Origin of the sequence: Psychrobacter coccoides (assembly GCF_017498085.1) — a bacterium.
Lineage (GTDB): Bacteria > Pseudomonadota > Gammaproteobacteria > Pseudomonadales > Moraxellaceae > Psychrobacter > Psychrobacter coccoides.
This window is the reverse complement of the sequence record NZ_JAGBKM010000018.1, coordinates 25,263-44,047: the sequence shown is the minus strand read 5'-3', so window position 1 is coordinate 44,047 and position 18,785 is coordinate 25,263. Positions and strand designations below refer to the sequence as shown.

Below are 18,785 nucleotides of genomic sequence, written 5' to 3'. Positions count from 1 at the left end.
CCTGTGGCCTCTAAAGGATTTATTGAGCTTTTACGTTTGGCCGATCTAGCCAAAGCCCGTAGCCGTGGTCTTCAAAGTGGTAAAGACTATGACTGGCGAGGTGTGGTGTTTGAGGTTGGCGACCAACGCTTAGTGGCACCGATGGGAGAGGTTTTTGAGGTGTTAAGCATACCTGAATATACCCATATCCCTATGGTAGAGCCATGGCTACTAGGTATTGCTAATATACGTGGACGCTTATTGCCTTTAACGGACTTGCCGCAGTTTTTGAATGTACCAAGTCGTCAGAAAAAAAGCCTGCGTAAGGTTTTGGTGATTGATAATAGTACTGTGTTTTCTGGTCTAGTCGTAGATAAAGTGCTCGGTATTGAGCAGTTTACACATGGTCAGTATCGTGCTGAAGCCATCGATAGCGACTCACCATTCGCCCCTTATAATCATGGCAAGTTTGTAAAAGATCAGCAAGAGTGGTTTGTCTTTATGCCAAGCCTGTTGGCTAAAGATGGGCGATATATTGATGCAGCGATATAAGGTGCAGTGCTAAATAGTTACTACCAACAATAAATATAGCTAATTGCTTGTTTTGAGTCAGGTGATGCAAAGCTAGTCATGATACGACTTAAACGACTGTTTGGAAGGAATGAACACAATGAGTGATGTTACAAAAAGCCCTACAGCTAGTGTGAGTACAAGTACGCTAGGTGTTGAGGACTCCAATAGGAAGTGGAAGATTTTATTAGGGCTTTTTGCCTTAGTGAGTGTTGTTTTTTTAGCTTGGTTAATCAACTCGCTCGCAACGGTAAGCCATTACTTAAGTGATGTTGAGCGTGAACTCTTAACCAGTGGTAGCATAGTATGGCCAGCTATTTTATTTTTGATCGGCTTACTTGGAATGCTACTGGTCCTAACGCAGTTATTTAAAAACCGTGGTGGTGCTGAGCGTATACTGATTGAAAAAGAAACCTTACGTCGGCGTCAAGAGTCAGAAACTGAGTCTGAGCGTGCCCGCCAAATCCAAGAAGAAAACGAGCGTAACCAGATGGCGATTTTGCGCCTACTTGATGAGCTTGGTGACTTGGCTGAAGGTGACTTGACCGTTAACGCTACCGTCTCAGAAGACTTTACGGGTGCAATCGCTGACTCAGTCAACTTCGCTATTGACCAATTGCGCCAACTGGTATTGGTCATCAACAGTACTGCTGATCGTGTCTCGCAATCATCTCAGCAGACTCAGATGAACGCTGTCGAGCTGGCTGAAGCGTCTGAGCACCAAGCTCAGGAGATTGACGGCGTATCTAGCGCAATTAATCAGATGGCCATATCTATTGACCAAGTATCGGATAACGCAACTGAATCAGCGGCTGTTGCCCAAAGATCAGTTGTGATTGCGCATAATGGAGCAGAGGTAGTACAGCGCTCAATCGAGGGCATGAACGTCATTCGTGATCAGATTCAAGAAACGTCAAAACGAATCAAACGCTTAGGTGAGTCATCACAAGAGATTGGTGATATTGTTAGCTTGATTAATGATATTGCTGATCAGACCAACGTATTGGCCTTGAACGCTGCCATTCAGGCCTCTATGGCTGGTGAGGCAGGGCGTGGTTTTGCAGTCGTTGCCGATGAGGTTCAGCGTCTGGCAGAACGTTCAGCCAACGCCACCAAACAGATTGAAACCTTGGTTAAAACCATTCAGGCAGATACCAGTGAAGCGGTCATGTCTATGGAGTCGACCACTTCTGAAGTAGTACGCGGGGCGCGCTTAGCAAAGGATGCTGGTGAAGCGCTAGAAGAAGTCCAAAGTGTATCGAACACTCTAGCAGACTTGATTCAAAATATCTCAGATGCCGCACAGCAGCAGGCCAAGTCTGCCGGTAGTATCTCCAATACCATGAACATCATTCAGGACATCACCTCACAAACCTCATCAGGTACTATGGCAACAGCACGCTCTATTGGCGAGTTAAATGAGATGGCAGCAGCTCTACAAGAATCAGTAACAGGCTTTAAGCTCTCAGATGAAGAAGAGCATTTAGAAGCTGTTGCTGAGATTTACTAAAGCCATGATTAGATAGTGATGTGATACAGCGGTTGTTGCTATGGTAAGCACAAATGCATAAATCAAGTGTATAAATGAGTCAGGATAACCTTATGAATAACCAGCCTAATGAAATGGTAAGGCGAGAGTGGTTGCTACCATTACTCGATCAGCAGTTATCAATTGTATCTGATGGTTGGCAAGCAGATGCTCATCCTGACTTTGATCTTATGGCACAGTCTTATCATCAGATCAGCAACACCTTAACCATGATAAACCTGCCTTTATTAGCAGCCTTAGCCTCTCAGCTACGCTGGTCTGTTAAAGTAGTCGGTACGGAGGTTGATACTGGTATAGGGTACCGTCTGGTACAGTTTGCGCATCAATTGCTGCGATATGAGCTGACATATACGGTGCAAACAGGCGCTTGTCATGAGGTACTACTGCATCGAGTTATCCAGCAGCTTGCTCAAGATCTAAAACCACAAGACGGGTCAAACAATAATGACCCAGCGTTGCTGGTCAGTGCTTACCAAAGCCAACATGCTCAAGAAAGTATAAACATAGACGTATCTAAGGATACCGTCTTGCTACCTATGCAGCCTGAGCAGTATCAGCAGCTATTACTGGCATGGCGCCAACAGACGCAACAACTGCTCGCCACCAATCGTAATCAAGTTGAAACGTTAGCCAGCCTAGAAAAGGCCAGCCATTACTTATGGCAGACCAGTACAAGTCAGAATCAGCAACGTCTATGGTATCTGACAGCGCTTTGGTTGCAAAATATGCTGGATAATGACTCGCCGATACCAGCAAGCTATGCTCATCTGCTGTCACGTTTAGAGCAAGTCATTGTAAAGCGCCATCGACAAGCTTTGGCTACAGACGGTCAGACAAACAGCGATATACAGCAAGAAGATATTGAAGGCCTGATTGCCGATATCTTTATTCAGCTCAACCTGCTAAAGAGCCTTAATCTGTCAACACAAAGCTTAATCAGCCACTCATTATCAAAACATGACAGTACGATGCGTTTTTTACCTCGCATCTTGGCTGATCTTGAATCTGTGATCTTTGATCTCGAAGAGCCGCAAGCACTCACCAGACCATTGCAAGATATTAAAAGGCAGCTAGGACAACGAGGCTGGGTACAGTACGAATCACATATAGATCAGATCTTGTCTGATATTGACAGCAGTCTAAGCTCTGAAGACGCGTTTGCACAAATGCAGTGGCAAATTGAGCGTCAGTTGCAAGAGTCATATAGCTCTATTTATAACACTGAGCAGCTTATCCAAACCAATATCGACGAGACGACAGCACCTTCATCCGAAGCCACTGTATCTGGTGATAACTCTATCGATGCAAAGTCTGTCTCTTTTGAGATGACGTTTGCTAGTACGCTGCGCCATCTGCGCCTTGCTCTAGAAGACGTCAAAAACAACTTTAAGCAATACTTACAGCAGCCGCATAAGCAGACTTATTTATTAGCTATCTCAGAGGCTTTTGTAGAAATCGGTGAGGTACTAGATAATCTAGAACTGCCTTTAATACGACAAATAAATAATCAGATGGCAGATTTATTTGCACAGATGGCCGAGCATAAAGTAGAGCGCCTTAGCAAAGAGCTCGTTGAAGTATTAGTGCAAGGAATCGCCTCCTTTGAGCTATTGCTCAGTTATTTGGGACATCAGGTCCTTGATCAGCAGTTGTTGGCAAAGATAGACGCACAACTAGAAAAGGCAGGCGAGCTTTTGGATGTGCTAATCACAGCACCTGATACGGTGACGGATACCTATCAGTTTGCCGTAACTACAGCTTCTAATGAGGTGCGTTACGATGACACAGGAGAGATAGCACCTAATGACTCAACCTTGGATAGCACCCTAGATGATCTTGACGGTAAAGCAGTCCTAGAGGCAGCTGATAAAAACCAGACAGCTGAAGCTGAGACGACGTCTGATGTGTTGCCGATGATTGACGCTGATAGCAAGGCATTACATCCGTCATATACCTCGATACAGTCCGATGATTTTGAAGTGAGTGAGGATATCCGAGATATTTTTGCTGAAGAGGCTGCGGAGATTATCGAAGATCTTGATGATTTTGTCTCTATTTGGCAACAAGATGCGCAGGATCTGACGCCATTAATAGAAGTGCGCCGTGGCTTTCATTCTCTAAAAGGAGCAGGCCGTCAGGCAGGGGCTTACAGTATCAGTGAGATAGCATGGGCTCTAGAAAGCCTGCTTAACAAAGCCTTAGATATGTCGTTGGCGATAACTGACGAGATGGTAGGGCGGGTCGTAGAGACAACAGCGCAACTGCCCACCATGGTCGCCAGTTTTTTAGCAAAACAAGCGCCTCATACAGACCCTGCTACTATTATTCTACAAATCAACAATCTTGCAACTGGCCAAGCATTAGACCAAAATACAGAGCAGCCAGTGCTCGCTGAGTCTGATGCAAATCAGTCCAGCCATTCAACAGAAGCCCCTCTGACGTCAGCCAGTCAGTCTGATGCTACTCATGGTCATGTGATAAATGAGGCTACAGCGCAGTCAAGCCTCGCTCCGACCGATTCTGCTATACCTGCTGTGCTTGAGCCGTTCATGCAAGAGGCTTTGCAGTCACCTGCCGATGACCATGATATAGATGCCGATATCAAAGAGATATTTATTGAAGAAGCAGAAGAGGTGTTGGCTGAAATCATACCTCTTTATAACCGCTGGTGTGATGATACTGCTGATCTAACCAAACTAAAAGAAGTACGACGCGGCTTTCATACACTCAAAGGCTCTGGCCGTATGGTTGGCGCACACTATACAGGTGAGTTGGCTTGGGCCATAGAAAATATGCTCAATCGTATTTTAGAGCATAGTATCGACGTGTCTGCAGGTGTTATTCAGCTGATAGATGACGTTTTGCTGGCTTATCCTAACTTAGTAGACATTTTTGCCCGCAGTAGTAGCAGTCAGGACGCTGACTATCCCGAGATAGTATCGTTGTGGATTGCCTGTGCTGGTGCTTATAGTAAGCAATATGGTGATGAGTTTAGCTATGCTGCCTTACGTAAGCGTGTGCCTGCGAAGAGCGACACTAATCTCAGTGCTGATAATGCAAAGACAGATAGCACTAGGTATTGCTCTGATATTGTGGACAGTCCTGTCAATGAAAGTGTTAGCCCTGATCCTGCTTTAGCGTCTATTCATTCTGTCAATGAGATGATGGCTGATGCTTCAGCAATAACTACCCCTCAAAGCAGTGAAGAGCAAGCGTTTTGCGCCATATTTATCGAAGAGGCGCAAGAGCTGCTGCAAGATGTCAAAGACTTTGTCAATGCCCATCGTGAAGACAGTGAGGTTGAAGTTGCAGATGAGATAGTGCGAGCATTTCATACCTTGCGCTCGTCTTCTGGCTCGAGTGCATTGTCTGCTGTCAGTCAGATCAGCGCCACAATAGAACAAAGCTTAATGCAGCTGCAGCAACAAGATATCCTTATGAGTGCTCAGCATTTACAGGCGCTGTGTCAATCAGTGTTATTGATTGAAAACTATCTGAATAATTATACGCAGGATGTCAATCAGCAGGACGTACCAGTTGCCACACTTCAAAACCAAGATGACTTGGTTTCTTTACAAGTGATGCTTGGCGAGCCTGATGAGACCGAAACCGCTGTAAACAATGAGTTAGTGGTTGCTAATCTTTTAGAGGCTGATGTTGATGGTTTGCTTGATGCTGAATGGCAGCTGCAAGATAAACTGGCTAGTGAAAGCACGACTGCGGTACAAGACTATGCTGAACAACAAATCTACCAAATCGAACAACTAATAGAGCAGACTACTGACTCACCAAAGTTTACTTCGGTGCTAAATGCTTTGCATGCAGCCTATAAGCAGATTAGAGCCTATCCTGATATTGCCGAAGGCGTACAGTTACAGCAAGCGCTGCTCGCCGGTCATCAGCAATTGATCAGCTTATTCGATGCCATTGCAGCAGGTATGTCCTTAAAAGTAGATCAGCAAGTGCTCATAGACTTAAAAGCCATCACCGATAGTGATGAGAGTTTAGCTGCTGCTATGCCAGAAAATATTGATGTCGATGTCGAGGTCGTTGAGCCAAGTGTAGATAGTACTCAAGCAGAGACGCTACAGACTGAAGCAATCAATACCGATATTGAGCTGTTAGAGATATTCTTAGAAGAAACACAGGAACTAGACGGTGTTGTGGCTCAGACGTTCAATAAGTGGCGAACTGACCTCAGTAATCATACTACCTTAAAAACTCTACAGCGTCATATGCATACCATTAAAGGTGGTGCACAAATGGCAGGGATCCGCAGTATCGGTGACTTGACGCATATGGCAGAGAATATTTACGAAGCATTTGACGAGCAGGAATTGCAGCCGACGCCTCAGTGGCTCACGATCATGCAGATATTGCACGACACGCTGTCCTTGCAAATTGACTATGTAGAGCGCTATCAAGAGTCGTTTTTTGCCAACGAGCTTATTGAGCAGTTACAAGGCTTTCAGCGAGCTAATGAGCTGCCAACAGCCATAACCCTTATTTTACCTGCCTTGTATAAAGACAGTGATGAGGACTTGGCTGAAGCTGACACTGCAGATACTGACCATGCTGTCAAAACAGACAGTCTGGCTGACATCATTGCGGAGTCTTGGGCAGGCGAGCTGCCTGATGCTGATATTTTAGAGGTGTTTTTAGAAGAAGCTGATGAGATTATTGAAAGCAGCAACAAATACCTGCAGCTGTTTTTGAGTAATATTAGTGATGTGGCTGCTTTACAAGCATTGCAAAGAGATTTGCACACCATCAAAGGTGGTGCACGTATGGTGACTGCTAACGGTATCGCTGATCTGGCTCATGAGATGGAAACCGTATACGAAGAGTTGGCGATTCGCCGTCGCCCAGCGACAAAGATGGTCTCGCAGCTGCTTATGGCTTGTCATGACTGGTTAGCTGATGCGGTTTATATTCTCAAGCAAAAAGTAAACCCGCCGCTACCGACAGCTTTGATTGCGGCATTAAAGCAGTTTAGTAAGAACCCTGATAATTTGCAGCATGTCCCTAGAGAGTCTTTGCAAGAGCAGCGCAGTATGATTTCAGCTGCTAAGCAGCAGCAAAGAGGGCGGGTGACAGTTGATATTAATGACATGCCCCCCATGACTGGCAGCTTTGAGACGCAGGAAAAAAGCGACAATTATAATGAGGTCGTTCGTATATCAGGCAGCCTGGTTGAACATATGATTAACCTATCAGGTGAGTCAGCAATCAACCGTGCTCGTATCGATATGGGAATGAGTAGCCTGACCAACAGCATCGAAGAGATGGGGACTACAGTTCAACGTCTGGCCGACCAGTTACGTCGAATGGAAACCGAGCTTGAAGAGCAAATCCTATCGCAGATTGATGATAGGTCATTAATGAACGAAGAAGGGTTTGATCCACTAGAAATGGACCAATACTCATCCTTGAACCAACTGTCAAAATCTTTGACAGAGTCCGCTTCTGACTTGATTGATATTAAAGGAACCTTGCTCGAAAAAACACGTGATAACGAAAGTCTGTTATTACAGCTTTCACGTACTCAAGCTGAGCTACAAGACGGGCTTATGAACTCACGTATGGTACCGTTTACCCGAGTAGTACCACGCCTTGAGCGTATTGTCAGACAAACCGCTCATGAGCTTAATAAGTCAGTAGAGCTAAACATTGTAAATGCCGATGATGAGATTGATAGAACCATTCTTGAGCGCATCACTTCACCTCTTGAGCACATGTTACGTAACGCCATCGACCATGGCATCGAAAACACTCAAGCACGCTTAAGAGCCGGGAAAGCCCGTAGCGGTCAAATCAATTTAGACGTCATACGGGAAGGCAGTGAGATTGTCATTCATTTATCCGATGATGGTCATGGCATTAATGTCGAAGCGGTAAAAAATAAAGCCATTGAACAAGGCTTGATTGCCGCTGACGATGACAGTCTTAGCGACCTAGATATTATGCAGTATATCTTTAATGCGGGTCTAACGACCAATAAAAGAGTCACACAAATCTCAGGGCGCGGCGTTGGAATGAACGTAGTGATAAGTGAGATTCGTCAATTGGGTGGCTCGGTATCGGTCAGCTCTGAGGAAGGCAAAGGCTCTCGCTTTACGATTCGTATGCCGTTGACTGTCGCCATATCAGATGCCTTAGTGGTACGTGCTGCAGATCGTTATTACGCCATACCTCTGGTACAGATTGAGCGGGTCATTCGTGTCAATCCTGAAAGCCTTTATGACTATTACGAGTCTGGCGTGAGCAGTTTAAGAATTGAAGGCGAAGATTATCGTATTCGCTATCTCAATGAGATTTTATCTGGCAATAAACTCAATGAGTTAATGGTCAGTACCAATACCAGCTTGCCGGTGATTGTGATCAAAAATCGTACTGGTCAAAAAACCGCGCTTCAGGTCGATCAGATCGCAGGATCACGTATCGAAGTGGTGGTAAAGCCTCTAGGTCGCCAGCTTGCAAACCTTGCAGGTATTTCAGCGGCTACCATTATGGGTGACGGTTCTGTACTGCCTATTTTGGATCCGATGGCTCTGATGCGTAACGCTCCAGTTGTCAAGGATGTCAAGAAAGACATCAAAGTTAAGAGAGAGGATAAGTCGTCACAAACTAGAATATTGGTTGTTGATGACTCAGTCACCGTGCGCAAAGTTACTTCACGCTTACTAGAGCGTCAAGGGATCAATGTTGCTGTTGCCAAAGACGGTATCGATGCTATCGAGATACTACAAGAGATGACGCCAGATCTTATCCTGCTAGATATCGAGATGCCGCGTATGGATGGTTTTGAAGTGACGACGCAGGTGCGTCACAATAAGCGTTTGCGTGATATACCTATTATCATGATCACTTCACGTACTGGTGAAAAACATCAAGAGCGTGCCTTTAAGCTCGGCGTCAATGACTATATGGGTAAGCCATTCCAAGAAAACGAGTTGTTGGATAAAATTGAAGCGCAATTAGGATATAGCATTAGCTTAAGTCAAAATGGATAATATGGTCACCTCACATCTAGGCACTAAGGAGAGCAGCGCTATTAGAGTACTAGTGATAGCAGAAAATCAGCATCAAAGGCTGGCATTCAGTGACACGGTACGCAGTTGCGATTTGGTGCTGGTTGATTGCTTGTCGCGTCAGCAACTGCAAGATAAACCTCAACCTTATCAGGTCCAAGTTGATATTTGGTTGATTGATAGTGAGTATGATGACACGATTGCTATGGCAATTAAGGCCTCTAACTCAAGTGTGGTTCTAGTTGGGTTTAGCCCAGCACCACATCTTAATGAAGTGTATCGTTATGCCCAATGGCAGCGTAAGCTAAAGCGCAAGCTGGCTCAGCTACTTAATAAACCTGCCCTGCTGCAAAACAGCACTTATGATGGGTCAACGCCTCCGTGGAAGTTTGTGGTTTTTTTAGGCTCATCAGCAGGCGGTCCTAGTGCGATCAAAGCCTTTTTGGATAATTTGTCGCCCTCATTGCCGATTTGTATTTTGTTGGCACAGCACTTCAATCAAGATATGATCGAGACCTTACCACGTATATTAAATCATCATAATGATTGGCAATATCAAGTGATCTCTATGAGTCAGAGACTGCGCTCTGGGTATTGCCTGATAGCACCTATTGATCGACAGATTGTCTGTGACTCTCATGGTAGAGTGATCTTGACAGAGCAAAAGTGGCCAGAAGAGTACCAACCCTCGATCGGTCAGCTACTCAAAAACACCAGTGACGTCTATGGTAGTGAGCTCATAAGTATTGTTTTTTCTGGTATGGGTAATGATGGTGTCCAGCACTTAGACGCCATTCAAGATAACAATAGTCAGATCTGGGCACAAGATCCGAGTCTGAGTAAGTACCCCAATCAACCACAGGCTATTATTGATTCAGGATACTGTCAGTTTGTTGGCAGTCCCAAAGCACTGGCCCAAAAGCTTACCGAGTATATCGGTGAGAGAGTGGCAACCCCTTCTTTATCTACGGTGATCGATTTATGAAGCAAATCATGAAGCATTCATTTGAAGCTGTCAGTTTATTGACAACCAGTAAAGGTATGCTTGAAGTGACTGTTATACCCGCGCTAAATCAGCCCGATTGGATCATTCCTAGCAGCTTGATATTAAGTGTCGATGCCTATGATGAGCATATTTTGACCTACTTGTGGCAGCAGCAGGAAGTCGCTGTGTTTCACTTGGTTCCAGATGATCAGCAGGTTGATACAATCATCGTATTAGAAGGCAATACGGTAGCTCACCGATTGGCTCTACAGACGGCAGGTGAGATACGGCAAATGCAGGTGCGTATCTCAGATGTTGAAGACGCTGAACTGCCTGACGTGTACCGGCAACAGGCCCAGAGTAATAGCGCTGCTATCCACAGCAGTGAAGAAGGGTCGCAGCATCAACAATCTGCTAGTGATGGCTTCAATGACACTGAGCTAGAAGTGACAGCAAACCGCTTTAGAGAAAATGTCGTGACTTCTTATATGTTTCAGACAGTTATGATTGATAATGTACATTACTTGGTGCCAGACTTAGACAAAATTGCCCACCAGTTGGTCGATTTAGATAGCTGACAACACACAACAGCGCTGAGAGTGATATGGCGCTATAAAGGTGTTCAGTTACACTTTAGATTTGATATAAAAAACGCCAAGCATTCCGCTTAGCGCTTCTCTATAAAATACAGACCTCTATCAGTTATACATATCAGTGGTCTAGATCATAGAGCATGAACCTGACTTTAGTTTTTGGTAAAGCTACTTCTTATGTTCAGGCAGGCTGATGTTCATCTCTAATACATCCAGGCTGTCTTCAGAGCGATGATTGATATTTACATCATCCATTTGTACACCGTTTACGTATTTATTAACGACTTCTAATATCTCACGTTTCATCTTTTCAATACGGTCAGTCGTTAGGCGGTTATTTAACCTATTTTCGCTGGCAACGATAACCTTTAAGCGCTCAGTGGCCATATTGGCACTACCGGCGCTGTTTTTGTCGTCAGTGCCAAATAGGCTGCTCCAGAATCCTTTTTTCTTACTCATCATTAACCCCCAAACCAACGCTGTAGTAGACTCTTTTTCTTGACATCAAGATGACGTAGCGGACGCTCTTCTCCTAAGAAGCGAGCAACCATATCGTCATAGCATTGGCCAGCAACCGAGTCAGAATAGTGAATGACTGGCTCACCATGGTTAGACGCTTCAAGTACAGCGTCACTTTCAGGAATGACACCCAATAAAGGCACCTTGAGGATATCATTAGAAATGGTATCAATATCCATCATCTCGTTGGCTGCGGCACGTTCGGCATTGTAACGGGTGACCACTAGATGCTCTCGAACCGCCCCTTGGCCTTCTTCCGCTTTTTTGGTGCGGCTCTGCAAGATACCAATGATGCGATCAGAGTCACGTACTGAAGAGATTTCAGGGTTGGTGACGATGATGGCTTCATCAGCATGATACATCGCTAGCTGTGCACCACGCTCAATACCGGCAGGCGAGTCACAGATGATATAGTCAAACTGCTTTGACAGCTCATCCATAACCTCGCTAACCCCTTCATCTGTCAATGCATCTTTGTCACGGGTCTGACTGGCAGGTAAAATATATAAATTCTCTAGCTGCTTGTCTTTTACTAGTGCTTGTGACAAACGAGCATTGCCGTTAATCACGTCAACAAAGTCGTACACAATGCGATTTTCACAGCCCATAATCAAGTCTAGATTACGTAAGCCGACATCAAAATCGATAACAACGGTTTTATAGCCACGTAATGCTAAGCCGGCGGCAAAAGACGCGCTTGTTGTGGTTTTACCCACACCGCCTTTACCTGAAGTGATTACAACAATCTTCGCCACAATGGCACACTCCTATAGTTCATTGGAATATCTGATAGATAAAAATCGTTTGATAACATATGTATGCGTGTTATCACTGTCTGTTGTAGCCTCGAAAACAGGGCCACTCAGTTCTTTAAATAAATGCTTATAACTAAACCGCACCGTTACGCTACGACTACTATCTGCGAGCGTAAGCCTAGCATAAATAAATCACAATTTATAGCAGGGTTATTGTGACAGGGTCGTATCTTGCTGAATAAGTACTGACACATTGTAAGCCACTGCTTATATACGATTGTTATCATCAATAGTGGCTGAGTTACAAATTTATCGTAGCGTTTTTTTGTTAAATTAACTTTCCTGAATATTAAAACAGAAAACAGGCAGATTAACCAGTGCGATTATAGATTATCCATTACGGTAAACACCAACCCTTGGCCCTCAACGAAACGCACCTGTACCGGCTTATCAATGGTTTCCTCAGGTAGGTTATCTCGTAAGCAGTAGGTGCCAGCGACAGAGACTAGGGAAGGGTTAAAAACTTGGCAAAAAATACGGGCGTCTTTGTCACCTGTAGCGCCTGCTACCAGTCTGCCCTGAGCTCGACCATAGACATGAAGGCTATTGTCTGTGATTGCTTCAGCGCCACTATTGACACTATTGGTCAAGATGAGATCACCACCAACATGATTAATGCTTTGTCCAGAGCGTAGCATTTGATCATAGATCAAACTGGTTATATGATCTGCACTCTCTACTGTATCAGTAGACAAGGCTGCTGCAGGCTTGGAAGGGGTGTCGGCCTCTGACAAGGAAGTATTTTGTTCACTGTTTGTCGTCGAGTCTTGTGAGGTTTTGGGCTCAGTGGTTTGATTGATTTCAGTTTTTGGTTTTTTCGTTGGCAATATACGTTCGATACGTTTGCCATCACTTGGAAAAATGGCCAGCCTTTGTAGGCGGGCTTGTTCATCAAGCAAGCCTGTGACCACACCGATAGGCTGCAATCCCCACGACCAAAGCAGATCTACTAAAGCGGATAAGTCTTGCTCAACGCTACTGTCGATAACGACTGGAATATTGCTGTTTTTGTTACTAACCAAACCGGCTAAGTGCTCTTCGATTGCTGCTGGGTCATCTGTATGTAGCTGCAGGCGCGAAAATGTCAGCATCTTGCCGTAGAAGCTTATCGCAGGCTGATTGGCCGTTACTTGGCTGTTTGTATCCGAGGTCGTCATAATATAAATCCTTAAAAGATACCTATCTGGAAGATACCTATATTGCTGTAATCATGGCGCAGTTATTATTATAGGTATGTCACCGAGCACTTTATCATCAGTCACTTATCATTTGTCATGTCGTTATCCGTCAGTTAGTCATCAAGACTTGGCGGTTATTATGCAGTGTACTAAGAGATGCCAAAGTTTAACAACCCCTGAGCAACATAAATATCGCCAAAAAACGCTCAAGTATGTTTATGATATCTATACTTAAGCCTGTTTATAAAGGCAACATCTCGCGATGCTTCCACTGCTGTACTTTGACCTGCTCTTCAAGCTCCGACAAGCTATCAGAGATGATAGTGGCGATCAAGGCTTCAAGCAGCGTATCTGAAGTATCGATATTCGTCACTCCATGGGCGATCGCTTGCATGAGTTTATCAAGAATCTCTGTATCTAATAAGCGCTCATTAAGAGAAATAATAGAATTCTCGCCAATACTCTGTCCGATCTGCTGCAGTTCAGACTCGATTAGGCTGCCAGCAATGGGAATCAGCCTCAGGTAGCGACGTAGTTCTGGGGTGTTTGCCAGACCGTCTTGAATGGCCTTGCCGACCTCATTCGCCAACAGGTTACCTTCTGCACTTTGATCATTTAGTCTTTGTAATTGCGGTATCAGCTCTTTACGTAGCAACGATAGTATCACTGCTTCAATCTCATCACGGTTGCGAGTAATCGTTGACTCTATCAGCGACTTTTGCATCTTAGGATCTGTTAATTGCTGTCGATAATTGGCAATGGTGGTTAGTATCACTCGGTCAGATAGCTCTTCTAACAATAAGTCGATGTAGAACTTGATACGGTTAAGCCAAGGCTGTGGTAGCACTTGATAGCCGAGCTGATACAAACGTCGACCGATGATGACAGCGCGAAACAGACGTAATGCTCGCAGCTGTGGGAAGCAGCCAAGCACCTCATACCAATGGACAAAGGGAAAGAAAAACCAACGGTAGTATACCCGCTCTTTAATGGCGATTGCCCAGCGTATCAGCAGCTCGGTAATCAAGAACAGAGTAAAAAACCCACCAGCAGTGCGCAATGGATCATGCAAAACACTTTTATACCAGTTCAGCCCGTCACTCAATGCCAGCCAGTTGGCAACTTCACTACTAAAATTACTCATCAAGATGGCATCAAGCCCGATGAGCAGTAAATCAATACTGATAACGATCAACATCAAAATATCATAAATCAGCTTTTTACGGTTGGGCGTTGGGCGTTTCGGATGCTGCGAGCCTGTAGAGACGCTGGAGAGTGGTTTTTGTTTTATAGCAGGGTCGGAAGCAGTAGAGGCAGACACAGTCATCCCTTATGTCAGTAGGTATGTGATCATTATCGCTTGTAGCGTAGCGGTTTGCATAACATAGCAGGGTTATCCCGCTATTATAAAGCAAAGCCAGTTGGGTAAAAGCCAGTTAGATCAAAGATAAATGGCTAAGCTTTTGAGACCTGTGGTTTATTGTCAAAGTCAGCCAACATATCATCGATAAGCGCATCTTTTTGTTGCCATATATTATCGATCCAATCAAACATTTGTTTTTTGATGGCGTCGTCATCTTGATAGCCACCGTTTTGGATGGCAGTAAATAGCGCATCTGGCATCTCAATATGTCGTACATTTACTCCCAGACGCTTGATGTTACCTTTCCATAAGTCACTATAGTTTGGTATACCATCAGGGTACACGATAGTCATATCTAAAATACCATCAATATCTTCACCCAAAGCGTTGATCGCCAATGAAAGGCCACCGGCCCGTGGTTTGAGCAGATGAGTATAGGGGGAGTTCTGTTTATCATGTTTGGCTTTGGTGAAGCGGGTACCTTCTAAGTAGTTGAGTAGCGTAAAAGGCTTGTCTTTTAACAAAGCGCAGGCACGTTGAGCCTCTAGTAAATCCTTGCCTTTGAGCTCAGGATTTTTGGCAAGCGCTTCTTTGGAGTGCCTACGCATCATTGGAAAGTCTAAAAAATAAAAGGTTTGCCCAACTACAGGGATATAAATCAGCTCAAATTTGGTAAAAAAACGGGTCAGTGGTAACCGGTTTTCGCTGATATATTGTACGATACTGGTATCCACCCATGATTGATGGTTGCTCACCAATAAATACTTGCCATCCATATGGACATCGTCGGGCAAGTCAATACGCCAGTCTTTTTTCGGTAAGATATAATTGATAACCGCATTGTTGCTCTTGATCCAGTGATTGGCAATTTTGATCACTGTCTTATCAGCGATATCTGATCCTGTGATCATTTTGGCCGTCCCCATGAGCCAGATCGGGATACTGCCGCCTATGCTATTACCAGCGATCACACCAGTAGCGGTCATAAGAGAAACAGCTTTGCCAAGTTTAGGCGCACGTTCATGCAGCTTTTCAATGGTAGCGCTCAGTCGCATGTTAAGTCCTTTTGGATATTTATTTTTAGTCGATGTTCAATTGATAAGTCATTCAATTTATAAATCACAAACGAGCTTCGTTTTAATCATGGTAATGTCAGCAACGACTAATTTTAGCAGAAAACAATCACAGTGTACGACTGTTAACGTGACTGATGATAGCAAATAACAACACCCGCTATATTTGTCGGTTTGATGTTTTACACCATCGTTTTGTCATTCAGCGCTTTAATTAAGCTTAGGGCGTGTCTTCAATTTATCCCATTTTTATGACCATTTTCAAAATGAAGACACGCCCTAATAGCCTTGGATGTAAATAATGGGATTAAATGTTGTCAGGATGCGCTCATTCAGGCATGCTAAGTGACGTATACTTGCTTTATGATGTCAAGTCGAAATAGAATTGATACGGTTCTAGAGTCGTACTATTTGAATAGTCTTTTTTTGCGTACTGTTTACACAGAAACTGCAAAACTCATCCCAACAGCACTGTATCGGTTTTAAAGTAGATCAACTGTATGTTAGATATTTATCGCTATTAAGCATCATGTACTGAGTAAGCCTTGTGCAGTTTCCATACATAGGTGTGACAAAATATTACATATAGATAGAAGGGTATTGGCATAATAAGACAGGTGTGCTTTGCACTTAGTGACTATTTTATACAACAGTTTTGTTTATACACTCGTTGATATAAATGGCACGTTTGGTATTTAAAAATTAAAGTAAAATAAATTAGAATTTGTAGAATTAACTGATAACTTAAGAGGATTTAATTATGCGTAATAAATTAATGATTGCCGCAGTCGCTTCAGGCCTAGCCCTTACTGGTTGTGTGACAGACCCAAACACTGGGCAGCAACGCTTAAATAAAGCAGCCATCGGTGGTCTAGCAGGTGCAGCAGGTGGTGCGACGATTTCTAAAGCAACAGGTGGCGATAAGACGGGCCGTGATGCCTTGATTGGTGCTGCATTAGGCACTGGTGTTGGTTATTACATGGAGCGTCAAGCAAGACAGCTTGAGCAGCAAATGGCAGGTACAGGGGTGACGGTTGAGCAGAACCCAACCACTGGTAACATCGATCTTGTGATGCCAGGTAACATTACTTTTGCCTTTGATGACGCTACACTAAGTTCTTCATTCAAGCCCACGCTTGATAAGCTTGCTTCAACGATGAGCCAGTATAATCAAACAACTGTCAATATCGCAGGTCATACGGACAGCCGAGGTGCAGAAGCTTATAACATGCGTCTGTCACGTGATCGTGCTTATTCAGTCGCCAACTACTTAAGCGCACGTGGTGTGTCTTCAAACCGTATCAACGTCGTTGCTTATGGTGAGTCACGCCCAGTTGCTGACAACAGTACTGACTATGGCCGTCAACAAAACCGCCGCGTCGAGTTAACCATTAATTCACCACAGAGCGTGAACTAATTTTTAGCCTGATTTATCTTAAAATTATTTATAAAAGAGCTGACGTCTTGTCGGCTCTTTTTTTATTAAACGCATTTATATAATTATAAATTAATCATTGATAATGATTATCAATAACTCTATAATTTGTGAGTGTTTTAAGTTGTGCCATGAGTGTAATGAGATCAGCTATTTAGACAATTTGTAGCCTCTGTTCATGACATTTATAAGGCATTGATAATAATTTTGCGATATCTTTTGAGGATGTGTATGACGATGACTACCGTGACGAGCCGTAAATGTTTACCCACTACTTTAGCTGCTGCTTTAGCAGGACTATTGATGGTGTCAGGCTGCACCAAACAAAGTGAAGAGAATGTTGACACCAGTACACAGGCAGAGATACAAAGCACCCCATCAGCGGATAAAAATGAAGTGTCCGCGACCGAGCAGGCTCACATCGATAGACTGGTCATTAGTTATGCTGATATGGCTCATGCCGTTTACAAGGATTCGCTTGAAACCGCCAAAGCCCTACAAGCAGCGGTAGAGGCCTATGTAGAGTCGCCAACACCAGCCAGTTTAGAGGCAGCGCAAGCGGCTTATAAGACGGCTCGTCAACCGTACTCACAAACTGAAGTATTTCGTTTCGATGAAGGGTTTGTTACCGCTAATGAAAAGCGCGCAATCGGCAGTGTCGATGGTTGGGAAGGTCAGGTGAATGCATGGCCACTCGATGAGGCTTTAATCGACTATGTCAGTGACAGCTATCAAGGCGAGTACAATAGCCAAGACAATATCATCAATAGCGATAGCATCACTGTCGGTAGTGTTAAGCAAGACACCAGCGAGATCACGCCTGAGCTGCTTGCAGACATGAATGAGATCGGTGGGAGTGAGGCGAATGTGACGACTGGCTATCATGCGATTGAGTTTATGCTATGGGGTCAAGATACCAATGGCGTGGGCGAGGGCGCAGGAAATCGTCCTGTGACTGATTATATGAGCGAAGCAGGACAATGCACTAGCGGTGATACGGTCAATGAAGATGCTGCTGTTTGTGAGCGCCGTGGTGAGTATTTGAAGGCTGCCGCTCAGTTACTAGTGGACGACTTAACAGCAATGGAAGCTCAGTGGCAACCTGAAAGTGAAAACACCCTTCGTAGCGATTTAATGGCGCGTAAAGATGACAATGCCCTGCGTCAGATTATGTATCAGATGGGTAGTCTTGCGCTAGGAGAGCTTGCTTCGGAGCGCATGCAGGTGGCCTTTGTTACAGGATCTACCGAAGATGAGCATGAGTGCTTTAGTGATCTGACTCATTTGAGTTATGCCAATAATGCGCGTGGCATCCAAAATGTCTTTAATGGCAGCTATAAGACAGTTGCTGGTGATACCATCGGCGGTTATGGTATTAAACAGTATTTGATCGACAATGGTCACACAGAAGCGGCAGATAAGCTTGCTGCTGACTTTAAACAGGTAGAAGATGCCTTTAATGTTATCGTCGAAAAAGGCGAGAAAGACGGGATTAAGGTCGATCAAATGATAGCAACCGTCGGCCAAGCGAGTAAAGAAGGCATCTCAGCTGAAGAACAAAACAAGCGCCGTGGTTGGATTGAGGCAGGTATTACCAGCTTACAGCAGCTGACAGATGGTATCGAAAATGCTGCAAAAGCAGTAGGTATTGATAATCTAGATGCAGATGCTGGCTCGCAGTTTTAAGCTGGTCTA

General features: G+C 44.3%; 11 protein-coding genes and 1 pseudogene. 7 read left to right on the top strand and 5 right to left on the bottom strand.

The genetic code is table 11. The features are described 5' to 3' along the window. Positions 1–3 precede the first annotated feature (3 nt). The 5 genes and pseudogenes from J3492_RS09990 to J3492_RS09970 all read left to right on the top strand — a co-directional run bounded on the left by J3492_RS09990 (position 4) and on the right by J3492_RS09970 (position 10,692). Positions 4–531 carry a chemotaxis protein CheW gene (locus J3492_RS09990; RefSeq protein WP_207991907.1) on the top strand — a complete coding sequence of 176 codons (528 nt, stop codon included), beginning with the start codon at positions 4–6 and terminating at the stop codon, positions 529–531. Positions 532–1,021: 490 nt separating this feature from the next. Beyond that, positions 1,022–2,059: pseudogene (locus J3492_RS09985) on the top strand (methyl-accepting chemotaxis protein); the annotation flags it as partial. Positions 2,060–2,151: 92 nt separating this feature from the next. After that, positions 2,152–9,111 carry an Hpt domain-containing protein gene (locus tag J3492_RS09980; protein WP_207991905.1) on the top strand — a complete coding sequence of 2,320 codons (6,960 nt, stop codon included), beginning with the start codon at positions 2,152–2,154 and terminating at the stop codon, positions 9,109–9,111. 1 nt (position 9,112) lies between these two features. Beyond that, positions 9,113–10,114 carry a chemotaxis protein CheB gene (locus J3492_RS09975; protein ID WP_207991904.1) on the top strand — a complete coding sequence of 334 codons (1,002 nt, stop codon included), beginning with the start codon at positions 9,113–9,115 and terminating at the stop codon, positions 10,112–10,114. Between the two features lie 8 nt (positions 10,115–10,122). Further along, positions 10,123–10,692 (top strand): hypothetical protein, encoded by a 570-nt coding sequence (locus J3492_RS09970; RefSeq protein WP_243453212.1) that lies wholly within the window; start codon positions 10,123–10,125, stop codon positions 10,690–10,692. Between the two features lie 183 nt (positions 10,693–10,875). Here the strand turns inward: J3492_RS09970 and minE are convergent, their stop codons facing one another. The 5 genes from minE to J3492_RS09945 form a co-directional block, all read right to left on the bottom strand. Beyond that, positions 10,876–11,166, bottom strand: coding sequence for a cell division topological specificity factor MinE (gene minE, locus J3492_RS09965; protein ID WP_207991902.1), 291 nt, complete (start codon positions 11,164–11,166; stop codon positions 10,876–10,878). 2 nt (positions 11,167–11,168) lie between these two features. Continuing rightward, positions 11,169–11,981 (bottom strand): septum site-determining protein MinD, encoded by an 813-nt coding sequence (gene minD / locus J3492_RS09960; RefSeq protein WP_207991901.1) that lies wholly within the window; start codon positions 11,979–11,981, stop codon positions 11,169–11,171. 383 nt (positions 11,982–12,364) lie between these two features. After that, on the bottom strand, positions 12,365–13,198 hold the full coding sequence (gene minC / locus J3492_RS09955; RefSeq protein WP_207991900.1) for a septum site-determining protein MinC: 834 nt from the start codon (positions 13,196–13,198) through the stop codon (positions 12,365–12,367). A 262-nt stretch (positions 13,199–13,460) separates the two neighbouring features. Beyond that, positions 13,461–14,540, bottom strand: coding sequence for a DUF445 domain-containing protein (locus tag J3492_RS09950; RefSeq protein WP_243453211.1), 1,080 nt, complete (start codon positions 14,538–14,540; stop codon positions 13,461–13,463). A gap of 134 nt (positions 14,541–14,674) precedes the next feature. Further along, entirely contained in the window at positions 14,675–15,637 is a 963-nt protein-coding gene (locus tag J3492_RS09945; RefSeq protein ID WP_207991899.1) for an acyltransferase, read from the bottom strand. A 778-nt stretch (positions 15,638–16,415) separates the two neighbouring features. Between J3492_RS09945 and J3492_RS09940 the strand changes: the two genes are divergently transcribed. Further along, on the top strand, positions 16,416–17,072 hold the full coding sequence (locus tag J3492_RS09940; RefSeq protein WP_207991898.1) for a YiaD family glycine zipper/OmpA-like lipoprotein: 657 nt from the start codon (positions 16,416–16,418) through the stop codon (positions 17,070–17,072). Positions 17,073–17,321: 249 nt separating this feature from the next. Beyond that, a complete protein-coding gene (locus tag J3492_RS09935) occupies positions 17,322–18,776 on the top strand; it encodes an imelysin family protein (protein WP_207991897.1) in 1,455 nt (484 codons plus the stop codon). Positions 18,777–18,785 lie beyond the last annotated feature (9 nt).

What these genes read in the sequence shown, in the direction of transcription:
- J3492_RS09980 (WP_207991905.1), top strand. Translation starts at nt 2,152, where the DNA reads ATGAATAACCAGCCTAATGAAATGGTAAGGCGAGAGTGGTTGCTACCA.
- J3492_RS09975 (WP_207991904.1), top strand. Translation starts at nt 9,113, where the DNA reads ATGGTCACCTCACATCTAGGCACTAAGGAGAGCAGCGCTATTAGAGTA.
- J3492_RS09970 (WP_243453212.1), top strand. Translation starts at nt 10,123, where the DNA reads ATGAAGCATTCATTTGAAGCTGTCAGTTTATTGACAACCAGTAAAGGT.
- minE (WP_207991902.1), bottom strand. Translation starts at nt 11,166, where the DNA reads ATGAGTAAGAAAAAAGGATTCTGGAGCAGCCTATTTGGCACTGACGAC.
- minC (WP_207991900.1), bottom strand. Translation starts at nt 13,198, where the DNA reads ATGACGACCTCGGATACAAACAGCCAAGTAACGGCCAATCAGCCTGCG.
- J3492_RS09945 (WP_207991899.1), bottom strand. Translation starts at nt 15,637, where the DNA reads ATGCGACTGAGCGCTACCATTGAAAAGCTGCATGAACGTGCGCCTAAA.
- J3492_RS09940 (WP_207991898.1), top strand. Translation starts at nt 16,416, where the DNA reads ATGCGTAATAAATTAATGATTGCCGCAGTCGCTTCAGGCCTAGCCCTT.
- J3492_RS09935 (WP_207991897.1), top strand. Translation starts at nt 17,322, where the DNA reads ATGACGATGACTACCGTGACGAGCCGTAAATGTTTACCCACTACTTTA.